Source organism: Sulfitobacter sp. 1A13496 (assembly GCF_043557225.1).
Classification (GTDB): Bacteria; Pseudomonadota; Alphaproteobacteria; order Rhodobacterales; family Rhodobacteraceae; genus Sulfitobacter; species Sulfitobacter faviae.
The window spans coordinates 106,877-124,487 of sequence record NZ_JBIFFP010000005.1; the positions used below are offsets into that span (position 1 = coordinate 106,877).

Annotated in this window: 20 protein-coding genes; 8 read left to right on the forward strand and 12 right to left on the reverse strand. The window is 62.5% G+C overall.

Annotated features, from left to right (window positions below):
- Nucleotides 1–67: 67 nt before the first annotated feature.
- The gene (locus ACGYLX_RS12840) at nucleotides 68–616 is read left to right on the forward strand and encodes a TIGR00730 family Rossman fold protein (protein WP_394449944.1); all 549 of its coding nucleotides are present in this window, start codon (nucleotides 68–70) and stop codon (nucleotides 614–616) included.
- Here the strand turns inward: ACGYLX_RS12840 and rarD are convergent.
- From rarD to ACGYLX_RS12885, 9 genes are all read right to left on the reverse strand, one after another.
- Nucleotides 553–1,473, reverse strand: coding sequence for an EamA family transporter RarD (gene rarD, locus ACGYLX_RS12845; RefSeq protein ID WP_394449946.1), 921 nt, complete (start codon nucleotides 1,471–1,473; stop codon nucleotides 553–555). The genes ACGYLX_RS12840 and rarD overlap by 64 nt on opposite strands.
- Nucleotides 1,474–1,539: 66 nt before the next feature.
- Nucleotides 1,540–1,995: a host attachment family protein gene (locus ACGYLX_RS12850; protein WP_209218648.1), complete on the reverse strand. Its 456-nt coding sequence runs from the start codon at nucleotides 1,993–1,995 to the stop codon at nucleotides 1,540–1,542.
- Nucleotides 1,992–2,201: a hypothetical protein gene (locus ACGYLX_RS12855; protein ID WP_067266439.1), complete on the reverse strand. Its 210-nt coding sequence runs from the start codon at nucleotides 2,199–2,201 to the stop codon at nucleotides 1,992–1,994. The genes ACGYLX_RS12850 and ACGYLX_RS12855 overlap by 4 nt, the downstream gene beginning before the upstream one ends.
- A 256-nt stretch (nucleotides 2,202–2,457) precedes the next feature.
- On the reverse strand, nucleotides 2,458–3,057 hold the full coding sequence (locus ACGYLX_RS12860; RefSeq protein ID WP_394449948.1) for a superoxide dismutase: 600 nt from the start codon (nucleotides 3,055–3,057) through the stop codon (nucleotides 2,458–2,460).
- 122 nt (nucleotides 3,058–3,179) lie between these two features.
- Nucleotides 3,180–3,758, reverse strand: coding sequence for a sarcosine oxidase subunit gamma (locus ACGYLX_RS12865; RefSeq protein ID WP_394449949.1), 579 nt, complete (start codon nucleotides 3,756–3,758; stop codon nucleotides 3,180–3,182).
- Nucleotides 3,751–6,768: a sarcosine oxidase subunit alpha family protein gene (locus ACGYLX_RS12870; RefSeq protein ID WP_394449951.1), complete on the reverse strand. Its 3,018-nt coding sequence runs from the start codon at nucleotides 6,766–6,768 to the stop codon at nucleotides 3,751–3,753. Before ACGYLX_RS12870 ends, ACGYLX_RS12865 begins: the two co-directional genes overlap by 8 nt.
- 61 nt (nucleotides 6,769–6,829) lie before the next feature.
- Entirely contained in the window at nucleotides 6,830–7,159 is a 330-nt protein-coding gene (locus ACGYLX_RS12875; protein ID WP_394449953.1) for a sarcosine oxidase subunit delta, read from the reverse strand.
- A 108-nt stretch (nucleotides 7,160–7,267) separates the two neighbouring features.
- Complete coding sequence (locus tag ACGYLX_RS12880; protein ID WP_394449955.1) at nucleotides 7,268–7,558, reverse strand: hypothetical protein; 291 nt, start codon at nucleotides 7,556–7,558, stop codon at nucleotides 7,268–7,270.
- Between the two features lie 103 nt (nucleotides 7,559–7,661).
- Nucleotides 7,662–8,906, reverse strand: coding sequence for a sarcosine oxidase subunit beta family protein (locus tag ACGYLX_RS12885; protein ID WP_322329468.1), 1,245 nt, complete (start codon nucleotides 8,904–8,906; stop codon nucleotides 7,662–7,664).
- 196 nt (nucleotides 8,907–9,102) lie between these two features.
- Between ACGYLX_RS12885 and ccmI the strand changes: the two genes are divergently transcribed.
- Genes ccmI through ACGYLX_RS12900 form a run of 3 tightly spaced genes read left to right on the forward strand, consistent with a single transcriptional unit; the run spans nucleotide 9,103 to nucleotide 11,034 of the window.
- Nucleotides 9,103–10,332 carry a c-type cytochrome biogenesis protein CcmI gene (ccmI, locus tag ACGYLX_RS12890; RefSeq protein WP_394449957.1) on the forward strand — a complete coding sequence of 410 codons (1,230 nt, stop codon included), beginning with the start codon at nucleotides 9,103–9,105 and terminating at the stop codon, nucleotides 10,330–10,332.
- Entirely contained in the window at nucleotides 10,329–10,802 is a 474-nt protein-coding gene (gene ruvX, locus ACGYLX_RS12895) for a Holliday junction resolvase RuvX (RefSeq protein ID WP_067264722.1), read from the forward strand. Before ccmI ends, ruvX begins: the two co-directional genes overlap by 4 nt.
- The gene (locus ACGYLX_RS12900; RefSeq protein ID WP_067264719.1) at nucleotides 10,795–11,034 is read left to right on the forward strand and encodes a DUF1289 domain-containing protein; all 240 of its coding nucleotides are present in this window, start codon (nucleotides 10,795–10,797) and stop codon (nucleotides 11,032–11,034) included. The genes ruvX and ACGYLX_RS12900 overlap by 8 nt, the downstream gene beginning before the upstream one ends.
- A gap of 7 nt (nucleotides 11,035–11,041) precedes the next feature.
- On the opposite strand, the gene ACGYLX_RS12905 is transcribed toward ACGYLX_RS12900, so the two are convergent.
- On the reverse strand, nucleotides 11,042–11,296 hold the full coding sequence (locus ACGYLX_RS12905) for a hypothetical protein (RefSeq protein WP_394449959.1): 255 nt from the start codon (nucleotides 11,294–11,296) through the stop codon (nucleotides 11,042–11,044).
- A 151-nt stretch (nucleotides 11,297–11,447) separates the two neighbouring features.
- Complete coding sequence (locus ACGYLX_RS12910; protein WP_394449961.1) at nucleotides 11,448–12,269, reverse strand: sulfite exporter TauE/SafE family protein; 822 nt, start codon at nucleotides 12,267–12,269, stop codon at nucleotides 11,448–11,450.
- A gap of 185 nt (nucleotides 12,270–12,454) precedes the next feature.
- Here ACGYLX_RS12910 and ACGYLX_RS12915 point away from each other — a divergent pair, with 185 nt between their 5' ends.
- On the forward strand, nucleotides 12,455–13,642 hold the full coding sequence (locus tag ACGYLX_RS12915) for a multidrug effflux MFS transporter (protein ID WP_394449962.1): 1,188 nt from the start codon (nucleotides 12,455–12,457) through the stop codon (nucleotides 13,640–13,642).
- 2 nt (nucleotides 13,643–13,644) lie between these two features.
- Here the strand turns inward: ACGYLX_RS12915 and dusA are convergent, their stop codons facing one another.
- Nucleotides 13,645–14,652, reverse strand: a complete 1,008-nt coding sequence (dusA, locus tag ACGYLX_RS12920) for a tRNA dihydrouridine(20/20a) synthase DusA (protein ID WP_394449964.1) — start codon at nucleotides 14,650–14,652, stop codon at nucleotides 13,645–13,647.
- Nucleotides 14,653–15,221: 569 nt separating this feature from the next.
- Here dusA and ACGYLX_RS12925 point away from each other — a divergent pair.
- From ACGYLX_RS12925 to ACGYLX_RS12935, 3 genes are all read left to right on the forward strand, one after another.
- The gene (locus ACGYLX_RS12925) at nucleotides 15,222–15,695 is read left to right on the forward strand and encodes a hypothetical protein (RefSeq protein ID WP_394412710.1); all 474 of its coding nucleotides are present in this window, start codon (nucleotides 15,222–15,224) and stop codon (nucleotides 15,693–15,695) included.
- On the forward strand, nucleotides 15,692–16,492 hold the full coding sequence (locus ACGYLX_RS12930) for a hypothetical protein (RefSeq protein ID WP_394449966.1): 801 nt from the start codon (nucleotides 15,692–15,694) through the stop codon (nucleotides 16,490–16,492). The genes ACGYLX_RS12925 and ACGYLX_RS12930 overlap by 4 nt, the downstream gene beginning before the upstream one ends.
- Nucleotides 16,493–16,579: 87 nt before the next feature.
- A complete protein-coding gene (locus ACGYLX_RS12935; protein ID WP_394449968.1) occupies nucleotides 16,580–17,467 on the forward strand; it encodes a hypothetical protein in 888 nt (295 codons plus the stop codon).
- Nucleotides 17,468–17,611 lie beyond the last annotated feature (144 nt).

The following is a 17,611-nucleotide window of genomic DNA, read 5'->3' on the forward strand; positions in this document are numbered from 1 at the left end:
AGGCTAACAGGGGTCAAAAGCGCAGACGATCCGCGCAGAATTTTCCTAATCAACAGGACGCTTTACCATGCAACATTCTGTCTGTGTCTATTGCGGCTCCCGCCCCGGCGACGACGAAGCCTTCATCCAAGACGCCGAAACATTGGGCCGCGGTCTGGCCGAGGCCGGGCTGCGGCTGGTCTATGGCGCGGGCGATGTCGGGCTGATGGGCAGCGTTGCGCGCGCCGCTCAAACGGCAGGCGGCGACACCTTCGGCGTGATCCCCGCGCATCTCGTGGCATGGGAAGTCGGCAAGACCGATCTGACCCGCTATATCGTGACCGAAACGATGCATGAGCGTAAAAAAGTGATGTTCATGAACTGCGATGCCGTGGCGGTTCTGCCCGGCGGCGCGGGGTCATTGGACGAGCTGTTCGAGGTGCTGACATGGCGCCAGTTGGGCCTGCATGAGAAACCCATTTTCCTTGTGAACACAAATGGATACTGGGATCCTTTCATGTCGCTCATGAACCATGTCGTGACCCATGGCTTTGCCGATGCGACGCTGCTGGATTACGTCACCGTGGTGCCGGATGCCGAGGCCGCTCTCAGCGCTCTGCGCCGCGCTTTGTCCTGACGGAAGGTGCTGACGGAATAGACCGCCAGCGCGCACCAGATCAGCACAAAGGCCTGCACATGCCAGCCCGTGAACGGTTCGCGAAACAGGACTACGGCGCAGAAAAACTGCAAGGTCGGGTTGATGTAGCTCAGCAATCCGGCCGTCGCCATCGACAATCGCCGCGCCGCGTAGCTGAACAGGATCAGCGGCGTCGCGGTGATCGGCCCGGCGAGTATCAGCAGCGCCGTATCGCGGAAGGAGGCCCCGAAGGCCCCCGCCCCATTGTCACCCGTTTGCCACAGCACGAGCACCGCAAGGGGCGATAACAGCAGCACCTCAGCGGTGACAGAGACGACCGGCCCCACCGCCAACCGCTTTTTCGCCAGCCCATAAAGCCCAAAAGACGCCGCCAGCGCCATGGCGAGCCAAGGCGCAGTGCCCAAGCCATAGGTGAGCAGCGAGACCGCGACCGTCACCAACCCCACCGCGAAAAGCTGTACGGGGCTCAACCGCTCGGCAAAGACAAGACGGCCCAGCAGGACCGAGACCAGCGGGAAGATGTAATAGCCCAAGGCCGCCTCCGTCGCCTGCCCACTCTGAACCGCCCAGATGAAAAGATACCAATTCGTCGCAATCACCAGCGCCGCGAAAGCAAGCAGCCCAAAAGCCCGCGGTCCGGCTATCGCGTCAAGGATCGCGCGCAACCGCCGCTGCACTGCCAACACGATCACGAAGAACACCAGCGACCAGAGGGTGCGATGGGCCAGCACCTCGGCGGCGGGCACATGCGACAGCATTTTGTAGAAGATAGACGACAGCCCCCAGATACAGCAGGCCGCGATCATGGCGGCGAAACCCTTGGTGGTGTCGGTCATGGGAAATCCTTGGCGCGGTAGACTGCTTCCTTGTGAAGGCAATCAATTCCCGCGCCAAGGGAAAAGTCAGGCTTGGGCCAATTCCCCGGCCACGATCTTTTCGATCTCGTCGATTGGGTGGTTGGTCAAGGTCTTGGGGATTTCCCCCACCACCTTGCTCTGCACCTCTTTGTGGAGGTCATCGCGTAGGTCCCCCAGCACTGCCGGAGGGGCCACCAAAACGATCCGATCAAAGCGGCCTTTGTGAGCCAGTTTGTAAAGGATGTCCGACAAGTCTTTGGCAAAGCGCTCTTTTTCCAGCTCATGCCAATCCGTGTCGTCAAAGGCAGAGCGGTGCCCGCTCGGACCATCGCTCATCCGACCGGGGCGGTTGGCGGCTTGCTCCCGCGCCGGTGGGTTCTCCTGCTCTTCCTTGCGCACGACTTGAAGATAGGGGTCTTCGCCATCGGTGTGGTTTTGCAGGAAAAGGGCCTTTTCGCCATCCGCGATCAGCACCCATGTGTCTTGGCTGAGTTTGGTCATGAAGGCTCTCCATGGTTGCGTTTGTCTTCGCCGGTAACGCGGGTCACGCCGTCTTCGCCCTTTTCGGCGCGGCGCATGGCGTCTTGGGTGCCAACGTCCTTTTGCAGATCACCCCCGGCGCGGCCACCTTGGTCTGGCGTCTCGGTATCGGAGAGGAATTTTTCCGTCTCCTTGCTACCGTCATTGGATCGCTTCCGCTCGGCCATGTTGTCCTCCTTTTTTGACGTGAAGTCTCAGGAGAAAAACATCCGCGAAGGGTCTTGGGTTCCAACGAAAAACCCCGCAGCAGGCTGCGGGGTTTCTGTCTCGTTCGGGCTGGCCGTAAGGCCGCGCTGTAACATCACAGGCGCGACGCGACGTTGTCCCAGTTCACCCAGCCTGCGGCGTAGCCGTGGGCGTCGGTGACTGGGAGAGCGCCACACGCATCAAGCGCGAGCGGCTCTCGCACGCGCCGCCGCTGGATCACATGCGCGACGCGACGTTGTCCCAGTTCACAAGGTTGTCGAGGAAGTTCGACAGGTAGTCGGGGCGCGCGTTGCGGAAGTCGATGTAGTAGGAATGCTCCCACACGTCACAGCCGAGCAGCGCAGTCTGGTCGAAGCAGAGCGGGTTCACGCCGTTCTCGGTCTTGGTGACCTTCAGGCTGCCGTCTTTGTCTTTCACCAGCCATGCCCAGCCGGAGCCGAACTGGCCTGCGCCCGCAGCCTTGAACTCGTCCTTGAACTTGTCGACGGAGCCAAAGCTTTCGGTGATCGCCTTTTCCAGCTCACCGGGCATTTTGTTGTCTTCGGGGCTCATCATTTCCCAGAACTGGTTGTGGTTCCACAGCTGAGAGATGTTGTTGAAGATGCCGGACTGGGCCACGGCGTTCGGGTCGTAAGTGCCCTTGATGATCTCTTCGAGGGTCTTGCCCTCCCACTCGGTGCCCTCAATCGCCTTGTTGCCGTTCTCGACATAGGCGTTGTGGTGCTTGTCGTGGTGGTATTCCAGCGTTTCCTTGGACATGCCCTTGGATGCAAGCGCGTCGTGGGCATAGGGGAGATCGGGAAGTTCAAAAGCCATTTCTGGGCCTCCTCGTTTGGAAATTTCGCTGCGGCCACTTGATGTTGATCAAGCGGCAACGTCAAGGTCAACGTCTGCAAATCACATCCGTTCCGAGAGAAATAGTCAGTTTTTCTCTCGACTTAAGCCGTTTGGAAATGGCCGACCGCGCTGCCGGGCTGGGCCGCGACGCAAAGCTGGTCGAACATATACCGCGCGACCGATCGAAAGCAGATCACCTCAAAGGCGCCATCGTCGCGCAGCCAAAAGGCGGCGGGCACCTGCCCCATCCGCGTGCGGCGGAACATACCGGGGGTGAATTCATCCGGGGCGAGGTCGACGGGGGCGAGCTTGGCCAGCACCTCCCGCGCATGGGGGCCTTCGACACGAAACGCCGCGCGCGCGCCGGAGACATCCATGGCGGTGGTATGGGTATCCTCAAAGGCCGCATGCAGCCGCGCCAACACCTCGGGCACCTGCGCGTGGGGGCAAAAGAGCAGCAATTCATCGGGCGACATCCAAGCCGTCCCGGCGTCCCCGGCGAAGCGGCATTGCCCCCGCTCGGGGCGCTCCACCCCGGCGAGTTTCTTGGTCACCTTGCGCAGATAGGGCGCATCAAGATCGCCGCGGATCGTAATCATGCCCATGGGTGCCACTTCGGAAATCACAGCGATACCAGCGTTATAGCGGGCGTTCTTCAATGCGCTTACGGGTTCAGACATTCTGTTTCTCCCCCTTGGGATCATAAAACACCGGATCGACGATCCGCGCCTCATAGGTCTTGCCATCGGTGCCGGGGAAGGTCAGCACCTCGCCCATCCGGTCCGGTCCATGCAGCACCAGCCCCATGGCGATGCCCCGGTCCAGCGTTGGGGAGTGATAGGAGGAGGTCACCCGCCCCTGCATCACCTTCTGGCCGTTCTCATTCTCACCTTCGCCAAGCGCATAGGCCCCATCCGGCAGGGTGCTGCCATCCGTGGTCTCAAGCCCCACGAGTTTCCACCGGGTCGGATCTTGCATATGGCTACGCTGTTGCGCGCGTTTGCCAAGGTAGTCGTCCTTCTTTTTCGAGATCGCCCAGTTCAGACCAAGGTCTTGGGGGATCACCGTGCCATCGGTCTCATCCCCGATCATGATGAAGCCCTTTTCGGCGCGCAGGATGTGCAGGCATTCCGTGCCATAGGGCATCACGCCCAAGTCATGCCCGGCGATCAGCAGCGCGTCCCAGAAGGCCTGCCCCTGCCCTGCCTCAACGGCGATCTCATAGCTCAGCTCGCCAGAGAAAGAGATGCGGAAGACGCGGACCTTGAAACCACCCAATTCGCCCTCGGTCCATTCCATGAAGCCAAGCGCCTCGCGGCTGAGGTCCATGCCGCCGAGCTTTTCCAGACATTTGCGCGCATTGGGGCCGACCACGGCCACCTGCGCGTAATGTTCGGTGGCGTTGACCACATGCACTTTCCAATCCCACCACTCGGTCTGGAGCCATTCCTCCATATGGGCATGGATGCTGTCGGCCCCGCCGGTGGTCGTGTGGCAGAGGAAGGTCTGCTCATCCAGCCGCGCCACGACGCCATCGTCGATCAGGAAACCGTTTTCGTTGCACATCAGCCCGTAACGGCATTTGCCGGGTTTCAGCGTCGACATCATATTGGTGTACATCATGTCGAGGAACCGCGCCGCATCCGGGCCACGGACGATCAGCTTGCCAAGGGTCGAGGCATCCAGCAAGCCGAGGTTCTGGCGCGTGTTCGTCACTTCACGCATCACCGCGTCATGGGTGCTTTCACCGTCTTGCGCATAGGCATAGGGCCGCTGCCACTGGCCGACCGGCTCCCAGACCGCGCCATTCGCTTCGTGCCAGTCATGTAGCGGGGTGCGGCGGATCGGCTGGAAGGTATCGCCCCGCGCCGCCCCCGCAATCGCGCCCATCGAAATCGGGTGGTAAGGCGGGCGGAAGGTGGTAGTGCCGACGCTGGGGATCTCTGCATCCAACGCCCCGGCGAGCGTGGCCAGCCCGTTGATATTGCTAAGCTTCCCCTGATCCGTCGCCATGCCGAGCGTGGTATAGCGTTTGGCATGTTCGACCGAGACGAAGCCCTCTTGCGCGGCCAGACGCACATCTGAGACTTTCACGTCGTTCTGGTAATCGAGAAAGGTCTTCTCGCGCAGTTTGACGCTGGCGCCCTGTGGCATTTGCCAGACCGGCATCATCGGCGCTTCCTCGCGCCGGGCCGCCGTGGGTGCCGCCAGATCGCGCGGCAGTTTGAAGCCGAGCGACGTTGCCACCCCATCTGCGGCAGCATGGGCGTCATGCAGCACATCGTCGAGGGCAAAGACCCCCGCCGCCGCCCCCGCTGGCGTCACGAAACCATGGCCGTCTGCCCCGGTGGGCGGGTGGTCCTGATCGGGGCGGAAACAGGCTTTTGCATCGTCCCACGTCAGCTTGCCACCGCAATGCGACCACAGATGCACCACCGGCGACCAGCCGCCCGACATGGCCACCGCATCGCAGGCGATCTCTTCCAGCACGGCCCCTTCGCCCGCCTGCGAACAGACGGCCACACCGGTCACCCGCTTGCCCCCATGAACTGAGGATACCGCATGGCCCATGACCACCCGAATGCCAAGCGCGCGGGCTTGGGCGACCAATTCGCTGTCTTGCGGCAAGACGCGGGCATCCAGCACGGCGGGCACGTCAAGCCCCGCCTGTTTCAGCGCAATCGCCGTGAGATAGGCATTGTCGTTATTCGTCACCACCACGGTGCGATCACCCGGTGACACCCCGTAATTCGCCACATAGTCGCGCATGGCCGAGGCCAGCATCACGCCCGGCACGTCATTGCCCGCAAAGCTCAGCGGCCGCTCGATCGCGCCGGTTGCGGTGATCACATGGGCCGCCCGCACGCGCCAAAGCCGATGACGCGGGCCTGCGCTCTGGGGCGTATGATCCCGCAGCCGTTCATAGCCCAGCACATAGCCGTGATCGTAAACCCCTGCCCCCATGGTCCGGTCGCGCAGGTCCACATTCTCCATGCCGCGCAAACGGTCGAGCGTTTGCGCGATCCAGTCCTCCACCGGCGCATCGTCGACCGTGCCGCCGTCAACCGGCGCCCGCCCCCCCCAATGGGCCGACTGCTCAATCACGATGACACGCGCACCGCTCAACCCCGCGGCCAAGGCGGCCTGAAGCCCCGCGACCCCGCCGCCGATGACCAGCACGTCGCAGAAGGCGTGGAAGTGTTCATAGGTGTCGGCATCTGCCGCCTTGGGCGCTTTGCCCAGACCGGCGGAATGGCGGATGATCGGCTCATAGAGATGCTTCCACAGCGGACGCGGATGCATGAACATCTTATAGTAGAAGCCCGCCGGCAGAAAGCGGCTGAGGTGTTTGTTGATCGCGCCCACGTCGAACTCAAGGCTCGGCCAGTGGTTCTGGCTTTCCGCGGCCAACCCCTCGCAAAGCTCGGTCGTGGTGACGCGGGCATTGGGCTCGAAATGCCCCTCTTGGCCAAGACCGACCAGACCGTTGGGCTCTTCGGGGCCGGAGGTCACGATGCCGCGCGGGCGGTGGTATTTGAACGAACGCCCGACCAGCACCTGATCATTGGCCAACAGCGCCGAGGCCAGCGTGTCGCCCTCATAGCCGCGCATCTGCTTGCCGTTGAAGGTAAAGCTCAGCGGTTTGCTTTTGTTCAGCAGGCGGCCGCCTGTGGCCAGTCTTGTGCTCATCGTGGAAAACCTTGGGGGCTGAGGATGGGGTGAATACCGGGGCGAGAAACGAGGTCGGGGGCTAGCTGGCGCGCTGCCACTGCCAATCGGTATGGCGTTTGCGGATCGCCTCAAGGATGTGATCCGGCGGGGCGAGGGTCTGCGCGAGATAGCTGCCAAAGACTTCGAGCGTGGCGGTATCGCGGGCCATGTGGAACCACTTGCCGCAGCCGTAGACATGCCGCCAACGCTCAAGATGCACGCCCTTGGGGTTCTCACGCATGAAGAGGTAGCGCTCGAAATCCTCTTCGGAGCCGCCGGGGCCGATACGTTTCAAATGCGCCTCCCCGCCGCCGTGAAACTCCGTCTCTTCGGCGGTGACATGGCAGCAAGGACAGGTGAGGATCAGCATGGGCAGGCTCCTGCGCGGGTAGAGAACGGCAAAACGCCGCCCCGGCGCGGCTGCGCGGAGCGGCGTGAATCGTGAAAAGGCGACGCTGCGCGCGTGGCCGAGGGGGTTTTACTCGCTCGGGGTTGCGGCCTCATCGACGGCATCTGCCGTGCCTTCGGCCGCGCCCTCAATGGTCTCGCCAGTGCTTTCGGCAGCACCTTCGATGTTGACGTTGACGTCATTCGCGCCATCAAGGTCACCCCCCGCGAAGAGGAAATAGGCCAGCAAAGCCACCACGACGACGACCGCGCCCACGATGAAGGCAAGGCCGCTGTTGCCGCCACGATCCGTCGTGGTCGTGGTTGTGGTGGTGTTGGTATGATCGACGTGATCCGTGCGGTTGTGATCCGGGGTTGCCATTGTTCAGCTCCGTTATATTCAATGTCTGAACGGGTAACCCCGAGCCGGGCACTGGCGTTCCCCCCCGTGCTGAGCAGCGGCGAATTGTGGCCGATCCACAACATCAATGCGCCACCCCGGCGGCCACGGATTCGTCGATAAAGCGGCCTTCGGCGAAACGCTCAAGCCCGAAGGCGTCGGTCAGCGGTGAATGCCCCTTGGCCATCAACTCGGCAAAGCCCCAGCCTGAGCCGGGGATCGCCTTGAAGCCGCCCGTGCCCCAGCCACCATTGATAAAGACCCCCTCGACCGGGGTTTTGCTGAGGATCGGAGAGCGGTCGCCCGTCACATCCACGATGCCACCCCATTGCCGCAGCATCTTGAGCCGCGAGATCATCGGGAAGGTCTCAACCAACGCGCGGACCGTCTCTTCGATATGATGAAAGCTGCCGCGTTGGGTGTAGTTGTTATGCCCGTCCGTGCCGCCCCCGATGACCATCTCGCCCTTGTCGGACTGGCTCATGTAGCCGTGCACCGTATTGGCCATGACGACGACATCCATACAGGGTTTGACCGGCTCCGAGACCAGTGCCTGCAAGGCCACGCTTTCGATCGGCAGACGAAAGCCCGCCATATTCGCCAGCTGCCCCGAATGCCCGGCCACGACGATCCCCAGCTTGTCGCAGTCGATATCGCCGCGTGTGGTGCTGACGCCGGTCACCTTGCCGCCCGTTTGGCGCACGCCGGTGACCTCGCATTTCTGGATAATGTCCATGCCCATATCCGAGCAGGCCCGCGCATAGCCCCAAGCCACCGCATCATGCCGCGCGGTGCCGCCGCGGGCCTGCCAGAGCCCGCCCAGCACCGGGTAGCGCGGCCCGTCGATGTTGATGATCGGCACCAGTTGTTTGACCCGGTCCGGCCCGATAAATTCGGTCTGTACGCCTTGCAGGGCGTTGGCATGGGCCGTGCGTTTGTAGCCGCGCACCTCATGCTCGGTCTGCGCCAGCATGATGACACCACGGGGGCTGAACATGACGTTGTAGTTCAGGTCTTGGCTCATCGTCTCGTAAAGGCTGCGCGCCTTTTCGTAGATCGCAGCCGAAGGGTCTTGCAGATAGTTCGAGCGGATGATGGTGGTGTTGCGCCCGGTGTTGCCGCCGCCAAGCCAGCCCTTTTCCAGCACCGCGACATTGGTGATGCCGAAGTTCTTGCCCAGATAATACGCCGTCGCCAGCCCATGCCCGCCCGCGCCGACGATGATAACGTCATAGCGCTTTTTCGGCTGTGCATCCCGCCATGCGCGGGTCCAGCCCGTATGATGGCGCATTGCCTCTCGGGCCACTGCGAAAACGGAGTATTTCTTCATCACGTCACTTCCCGGCAAGGATTCGGGCCGCGCGGGCGGCTGTGCTCAGTTCTGAGCCTAGGAGCAGATATGCGAAATGACCACCACGGCATTTGGACGCGGTTTTGCGACATGCGGCGCGATTGGTGAAAAATGCCGCAGGGCACGCGGCATTTGCGGGCTTTTGTCGGGGCCGGTCAAAGGTTAGGTAGAGGCCATGATATTCTGGTTTCTCTCTGGCGCGATGGCGCTTGTCGTGGGCGGTCTTTTGGCGCGGGCCGCTTGGCGCGGCGCGGATACGCCCCTGCCCGCTCAGGCGGACTATGATCTGAAGGTCTACCGCGACCAGTTGGATGAGGTTGAGCGCGACGTGGCGCGCGGCATTGTCCCCGAGGCCGACGCCGCCCGCATCCGGACCGAGATTTCGCGCCGCATCCTCGCGGCCGATGCCGCCCGCGATGGTGGCCCGCACACCGCCGCGCGCCCCGCGCCCTTGGTGCTGATCGCCGGGGTCGTGGCTTTGGGCGCCGGGTCTTTGGCGCTTTATTGGCATCTGGGGCAGCCCGGCTATGGCGACTTGGCCCTCGCTGACCGCATCGCCTTTGCCGAGGATATGCGCCGCAACCGACCCAGCCAGCAAAGCGCGGTGGAGAGCCTGCCCCCCAGCCCCGCCACCGAAGGGCTGAGCGCCGATTACCTCGCCTTGATGCAACAGCTGCGCGCCACGGTCAAAGACCGGCCCGAAGACCTGCAAGGGCAAACCCTTCTGGCGCAGAACGAAGCCCGCATCGGCAATTTCGCCGCCGCCGCCGAGGCGCAGGCCAATGTGCTGCGTCTCAAAGGGGCCGACCGCACCGCCAAGGATATCGCGGATTATGCCGAACTCTTGGTGCTGGCGGCGGGCGGCTATGTCTCGCCCGAGGCGGAAACCGCCCTGCGCGAGGTGTTGAACCGCGATGAGCAGGATGGCCGGGCGCGCTATTACCTCGGCCTGATGATGGTGCAGACCGGACGGCCCGATGTGGGCTTTCGCATCTGGGACGCGCTGCTGCGGCGTGGGCCTGTCGATGCCCCGTGGATCGAGCCGATCCGTGCGCAGATCGCTCAGGTCGCCGCACTTGCCGGGGTGAATTACGAGATGCCGCAGATTGGCACTGGCACCCCCGCGCGCGGCCCTTCGGCCGAAGACATCGAAGCCGCCTCGGAGATGAGCGCGGATGACCGGATGGAGATGATCGGCGGCATGGTCGCAGGGCTGTCGGACCGTCTGGCCAGCGAAGGCGGCCCGCCGCAGGACTGGGCGCGGCTGATCACGTCGCTGGGGGTCTTGGGCGATACCGATCAGGCCAGAGCGGTCTATGACAACGCGCTTGAGGTCTTCTCAGACGACAATGCGGCGCTGGACATGATCCGCAGCGCCGGGGAACGCGCAGGGGTGGCAGGATGATTTACGACGAAACCGCAGATTTCATCGCCGCCCTGCCCCCGATGCAGGCGCTGATCGGGCTGGACTTGGGTGAGAAAACCATCGGCGTGGCCGTGAGCGATAGTTTCCAATCCGTCGCCACCCCGCTGGAAACCGTGCGGCGCAAGAAGTTCGGCGTCGATGCCGCCCGGCTGACCGAGATCATCGCCGAACGCCGCATCGGCGGGCTGGTTCTGGGGTTGCCGCGCAATATGGATGGCACCGAGGGGCCGCGCTGCCAGTCGACACGCGCCTTCGCGCGCAACTTCGACCGGCTCAGCCCGCTGCCGATCACCTATTGGGACGAGCGCCTGTCGACCGTGGCCGCCGAACGCGCACTTCTTGAGGCCGACACCACCCGCAAACGCCGCGCCGAGGTCATCGACCATGTGGCGGCGGGCTATATCCTGCAGGGGCTTCTGGACCGTTTGCAGGTGATGCGCCGTGACTAAGAAGGTCTGGCAACGTGATGAGGTCGAAAGCCCCTGCATCAACATCTGCGTGGTGCATCCCGAAAGCCGTCTCTGCACCGGCTGTCTGCGTTCGATCGACGAGATTGGCCGCTGGTCCGCGATGAGCGCTGAAGAACGTCGCGCCATCATGGCGGAACTGCCCTCACGCGAAAGCGCCCATGCGAAACGGCGCGGGGGCCGCGCGGCGCGGCTGGCCCGGCGGCGCGACTAAGGCGGGCTCAGGCGCCGCGGCGCTGGACGATCTGGTTCAGGAAAATAAGGGCCGCTTCGCCATGGGTGACATCCTGATGCCCCATCGGGGCCCCGTTGTAGTTGGCGGCAGACACAGAGGCGCGGGCGAAGGTCAGGCTGGTCTCACGGGTGAACATCCCATCGAACCGAAACGCCCGACGACCCCGGCGCGTAGGTTTCCAATAAGCAAGGTCGCTGCCCTGCCCTTTGAGAATGATCGCTTTGGTCCCACTTCGGCGCATCTCGTCACGTCCCTTGGTTCGGATGATTCTGCGTTTGTTATGGCATTTAGCCCGCAGTTTGTGTCGAGATTGCGGCAATTCAGTGAACATTGTCCGAAATTGGGCAGAAAGAGCCGCATTCCGGCAGGAGTAAGGTCAAAACCGGGTCGCCTCAGCCCCAAAGCGCTTTTCGGAGCATGTTCAGCGCCACCAGCACAAGGAAGACGGCAAAGACCCGCCGCAGCGGCTTGGGGTCCATCGCATGGGCCAGCCGCACGCCCCAAGGCGCGGTGATCAGCGTCATCGCCACGACGATCCCAAAGGCTGCGAGGTTGACCGCGCCGAGGGTCAGCGGCGGGCGGTTCTGGCCGATATCGACAAACAGAAAGGCAATCACCGAAGGCACGGCGATCAGGAGGCCAAAGCCCGCCGCCGTGGCCACAGCCTTGTGAATGGGCCGCCCGTGCAATGTCATCAGCGGCACGCCAAAACTGCCGCCACCGATCCCCATGAGCACCGACAGAAAGCCCACCATCGGCGACAGGAGCGCGCGCTTGAGGCCGCGGGGCATGGTCTCCCCCAAGCGCCACTCACTGCGTCCAAAGCCAAGGTAGAGGCCCACGCAAAGCGCCAACCCGCCAAAGATCACCTGTAGCGTCTGGGTTCGCAGTTGCGACACCAGCAGCACGCCCAGAATGGCCCCCAGCATGATCCCCGGTGCCCAAGTGCGCAGTATTTCCCAATCCACCGCGCCCTTCTTATTATGCGCATGAACCGAACGCGCCGAGGTTACGATGATCGTCGCCAGAGAGGTCGCAAGGCAAATCTGCATCAACTGCGGCCCGCCGTAGCCCAGCGATTGCAGCACATAAAAGAACGCCGGGACCAAGACAATGCCCCCGCCGACGCCCAAAAGCCCTGCCAAAATCCCGGCAAAACCGCCGATCAGGGCGAGCAGCATCAGCATCGGCAATAGATCGTTCAATTCTGGCATGAGCCCCTCCCCGGCTGTCTTTGGCTCTATCAAGCCGTTTCGCGCAGAGGGTTCAAGGCGATAACGCCGGGGTTGCACTTTGCCCAAGGCCAGTTAGGTTGCCCGCGACTGTGGGCCCCCAAGCGCACCGACCGTTTGCCGCCTGCCCCATATGGCCCCGGCCATCCCATCCGAAAGGACATCTCGTGCTACGTTCAGCGCTCATTCTCGGGTTGCTGGGGCTGGTCGGCCCCTTTGCCATTGATATGTATCTGCCCGCCATGCCTGCCATCGCCGCCAGCTATGGCGCCTCTGAGACGGCGGTTCAGGCGACGATCACCGCCTATTTCATCGCCTTCGGACTGGGGCAGCTTTTCTACGGCCCTTGGGCCGATCAGGCGGGACGCAAGCTGCCGATCATGGTCGGGCTCGCGCTGTTTCTGGTCGCCTCTTTCGGGGCGGCTTTCGCCCCCTCGATGGCGGCGCTGACCGGTTGGCGCGCCCTGCAAGGGCTGGGCGGCGCGGTGCTGATGGTGCTGCCCCGCGCGATCATCCGCGACCAATATACCGGCACGCAAGCGACACGCTTGATGGCGATGTTGATGCTGGTGATCTCGATCTCGCCCATGCTGGCCCCGCTGGCGGGCAGCGCGGTTCTGGCCTTGGCCGATTGGCGCGCGATCTTCATCGCCCTTGGCGTGCTGGCGGTTGCCGCGCTGGCCCTCACCGCCACCGCCCAGCCCGAGACCTTGCCCGCAGAGCGCCGCGTTCGGATCAACCCGCGCAGCCTTTGGCGCGGGGCGAAAGTGCTGCTGAGCGATCCGATTTTCATGGGGCTGACCTTTATCGGCGGCTTCGCCATGGGGTCTTTCTTTGTCTTCATCGCCTTCGCGCCCTTCGTCTATACCGGGCAATACGGGCTGGGGCCGACGGGGTTCTCGCTGGCCTTCGCGGTCAACGCGGTGGGCTTCTTCTCGGCCTCGCAATTGGCGGGATGGCTGGGCGAACGCTGGGGCATGCGCAGCCTCGTCCGGCGCGGGGTCGCGGGCTTCGTGCTCTTCTCCGCCGCGATCTTTGTCACCGCGTTGGTTACCGAGCCGGGCCTCTATCTGGTGATGGCGGGTCTGTTCTGCGCCAATGCCTGCCTTGGCGTGGTGGTGCCGACGGTGATGGTCGTGGCGCTGGATGACCACGGCGATATCGCAGGGCTGGCCTCGTCTTTAGGCGGGACCTTGCAGATGGTGGCCGGGGGCCTTTCCATCGCGCTGGCCGGGCCGTTTTTCGACGGCAGCGTCACGCCGATGCTGGGGGCCATCGCAGCCTGCGGTTTGATGGCGGCCCTGCTCACGCTGGCGCTGCTGCGGCCCCGCCCTGTGGCTGAACCCAGCGTCTGACCCTACCCCGCCGCGGCGACGTCCTGTGCCGCGGCGACTTCGGCCAAGGCAGCCTCGACCAGTTCTGGACCCGCGCCGGGCTTATGCGCCCCTTCGGAAAGGATACGCCGCCACTGCCGCGCACCGGGCCGCCCGGCGAAAAGCCCCAGCATATGCCGGGTGATCTGCCCCAGCCGCCCGCCGTCTGACAAATGCGCCTCGATATAGGGCAACATCCCCTGCACCGCCGCCTCCGCACTGCTGTCGCCGCCCTGCCCATAGATGCGCCGGTCTGCCGTGGCGAGGATATCCGCGGGCGCGTGGTAGGCGCTGCGCCCTACCATAACGCCATCGAGCCCCGCATCGAGAAAGGCTTCGGCCTGATCGAGCGAGGTGATCCCGCCATTGACCGAGATATGCAGGTTCGGAAACAGCCCCTTCATCCGATGGACGAGGTCATAATCCAACGGCGGAATATCGCGGTTTTCCTTGGGGCTTAGCCCCTGCAACCACGCCTTGCGCGCATGGATCGTCACACGGGTACAGCCCGCCGCCACGATCCGCGACAGGAACTCGGGGAGGATCTCTTCGGGGTTCTGATCGTCCACCCCGATGCGGCATTTCACCGTCACCTCGACATCGCAGGCCGTGCGCATCGCGTCGACGCAATCGGCAACCAGCCCCGGCTGCTGCATCAAGACGGCCCCGAATGCGCCCGATTGCACCCTGTCAGAGGGGCAGCCGCAATTAAGGTTGATCTCATCATAGCCCGCCGCGGCCCCCAACCGCGCCGCCTGCGCCAGCTCCTGCGGGTCCGACCCGCCCAATTGCAATGCAACGGGATGTTCTGCAGGGTCGTGATCCAGCAGATGCAACGCGCCACCGCGCACCAAGGCGGGGGCGGTCACCATCTCGGTGTAAAGCAGGGTCTCGCGGCTGAGCAGACGGTGGAGGTAGCGGCAGTGGCGGTCGGTCCAATCCATCATGGGTGCCACGCTCAGCCGTGCTGCTCTTTCAACATTACTTTTCAATAGCTTAACCTCATCTCCGAATGAGCTTGATGTAGCACGCTTGGCGTGGATTTCCGGGGGTTTCCCCCGGTTTTCCGGGGTTTTCGATTCAGGATTGCTACCGTCTAGCACATCTGAACTGCCAGAACACCGCCACTTATTCCGCCCGTGTTCACCCCGCGCGCCGCCTCCCTTGCTTCTCTGTCTGAACCAGGGAAGTCGGGAAGCAAACCAAGGAGATTTTTTTCGCGGACGCGCCGACTTGCCTTGTAGCGTTGTTGCAATTATCAATTTCGCGCAAAGCAAAAACAGATTTTTAAGTACTACTTTCAGACCATTAGGCTCCGCCTATGTGTGGATCGCGCCTTGCCGCGGCAGCGTTTCAGAACGTATAATTCGGAGCGTATTCTCCATGAGCAAGCTTACTCAAACCACGCATGTCGAGCTTCGGTCGCGCGTAAAAAAGGCCCTGAAGGATGTCGGGCTCGGGGTGGCATTTATCGGCTTCGCGCTCATGGGGCTTTTCAGGTCCGCCGCAAGGTTCAAACGACACATTCCCAATTACTCTAACTTCTTAAAAGGATATTCCCATGAAACGGGCACTTCTGACGACTTTGGCCATGATGACCTCCTCTGCCGCGATGGCCGGCTCTTACTGCGAACTGGACGGGTCGGAGATGTTCAGCTGCACCTTTAACGGTGGCGCAAAGGCCGTTGAGGTTTGCGATGCCTTCTGGATGGACGGCGATATGGCCTCCTATGGCTTTTTCCAAACCAGCGGTGAACTCGAGAAGGAAATCATCGTCGACAAAGCCTCCCTGCTTTACAACGAGGGCACGGGCATGGGCACGATGATGAGCGAGTCGGTCACCTTCCAAACCGAAGACGGCTATGGCTACGAGGTATACTGGTGGGCCGAACGGGGCGACGCCGAGGTCGGCGGTGGCCTCACCGTTTATCAGGACGGCAACGAGATTGCCGACCTGTCCTGCGATGCGGGGTCTGTTCAGCAAAGCCTTGGTGAGTTCATCATGATGATCGACAATGCGCAGGTCTCCCCATGAGACCTTGGGCTGCGGCCGTGATCGCGGCGGGCCTCGGCTCTGCTGCACAGGCGCAGGGGGTGTGTTCGGGCGAGGTGGTGTTTCAATGCGCCACCAACGCGCCCGAGGCGGAGCGGGAGCAAATCACTGTTTGTCAGTCTGATGCGCGGTTTGAAATGGTGCGGAACCACTTGGCCTCCGGTGAGCTGCGCTATGACGTTCCTCTGACCGCCGATGGGGCGCAGACCCACTACACTTTTGGCTGGCTCGACGAGGAAACGATCAAGGTCGAACTGGGCTTTTGGGACGAACCCTACGCTATGCCGCGCATTCTTCATATGGCGGTGCCGTGGAACGAAGAGGAGGACGAACAGCGGCTGGACTTGCCCTCCGAAGCCTGGTTGCAAACCGCTGATTGGCAGATGCCGATTGAACAAGAACTGTGCCTGCCGCAAACCGTCTACGCCGACCTTGCCACGATGGAGCTTGGGTTTGTGGATCGCGGGCCTGTGGGCTTGTTTTTCTCGGGTGATGAAATCGTGCCGACCCCAGAGACAGTCGGTCGCGCACGCGTGCAGACCGATACAACGGTGTCTGTCTACCAGTGGAGCAGCCCCAATGCCGCAACACCCGTGTGGTGGCAGCTATATGACGGTGATGAAGTTGAGGTGCTGGCCGTGCAAGGCGCTTTTCGCGCGGTGGCGATCCCGATCGGCGTTAGTGAATGCGTAATTCGCCCTGAAGACATCGGGCATCCCTACAACGGCCCCAGTGCCACGGGCTGGGTGGATCAGCAGTATCTACAGATGATCCAGTAACGGATCGCCGACGCTTTAATCTACGACACAGACAAAACACATGACATTTTCAATTTTGAGCGCAGTGGGGGGAAGATGCGGAAAACTATGACAATTGCAGCTGTGCTGGCTGCGAGCCAAGCCGCTGCGTTTTGCGACGAAGGCATTCTGGAAACCGATGTGCTTTGTGTGACCGAAAAGGCAGAAGAAATCAAACTCTGCCGCACGGTCCACCCGATGACCGAGATGGAGATTTTGACTCTTAACGTCGATCCGGCGATCTCTAAGGGACCACACAGCGAGGTGGCACGGGATATTCCCTTTGCGATGACACTCGGGACAGGTGGCTACCCTTGGGACAGTTATGGCCTGACTTTCTTGGACGAAGGCGGACACGCCGTGCTCAACCTGCGCCGTGCGATTGATGCCGTAGATAACAGTCACGTTGAAATCTCGCTCGACCTGTTCGGGCGCGGGGCCGAACCGCAGCGCACTTTAACCTGTATGGTGCCCGCCCTGCGCGCTGAAATTGACGCTCTGCTGACGACACGCGGCATTGCGCCAAATGGCGCGCGCACCGGCCCTTCCGCAGACAGCCGCCCCTTTTACATCCCGCGCCAACGACTGCCTGGAGATACGCCTTATGGCGGCTATGCTTGCCGCGAAGTCGGTCTGGTCGAAAGTAAGGAAGGCTCTGACGCGGGTCAAATTGCGCTTTACACCGCCGCCTTTGAGGACGCCGCGATCATGGGTTATCTCAGCCCCTACGACGCCACAGGAGCCTTCGAGTGCTGGAATGAAAACGGTTTCAGCGGCATCGTCTGGCCCGATAGGGACAAGCGCGGCGATGACCTTCCGTGGTCCATGCTCGATTTCGACGCACGTCTTGTCGCCTGCGGTCTGAACGAGGCTAACTGGCCGCCGAATGTTGCCTATGACGGCAAGTGCTCCAGCGCATGGGTGATGTCCGGTTCGGTTGCTGGTTTTGGCGGCTGACACAGCTTCAACTTTGTGGTTCCACCTGCCGATCATGCACTTTGGCACCGCATTGCGCACCTGCAGCGAAGGTCGGCAAACCGCCCTCTATCCCCAAGTTCTCACATCCGCAGAGAAAACTGAGCGCCTGCAGCGAACGGCAGA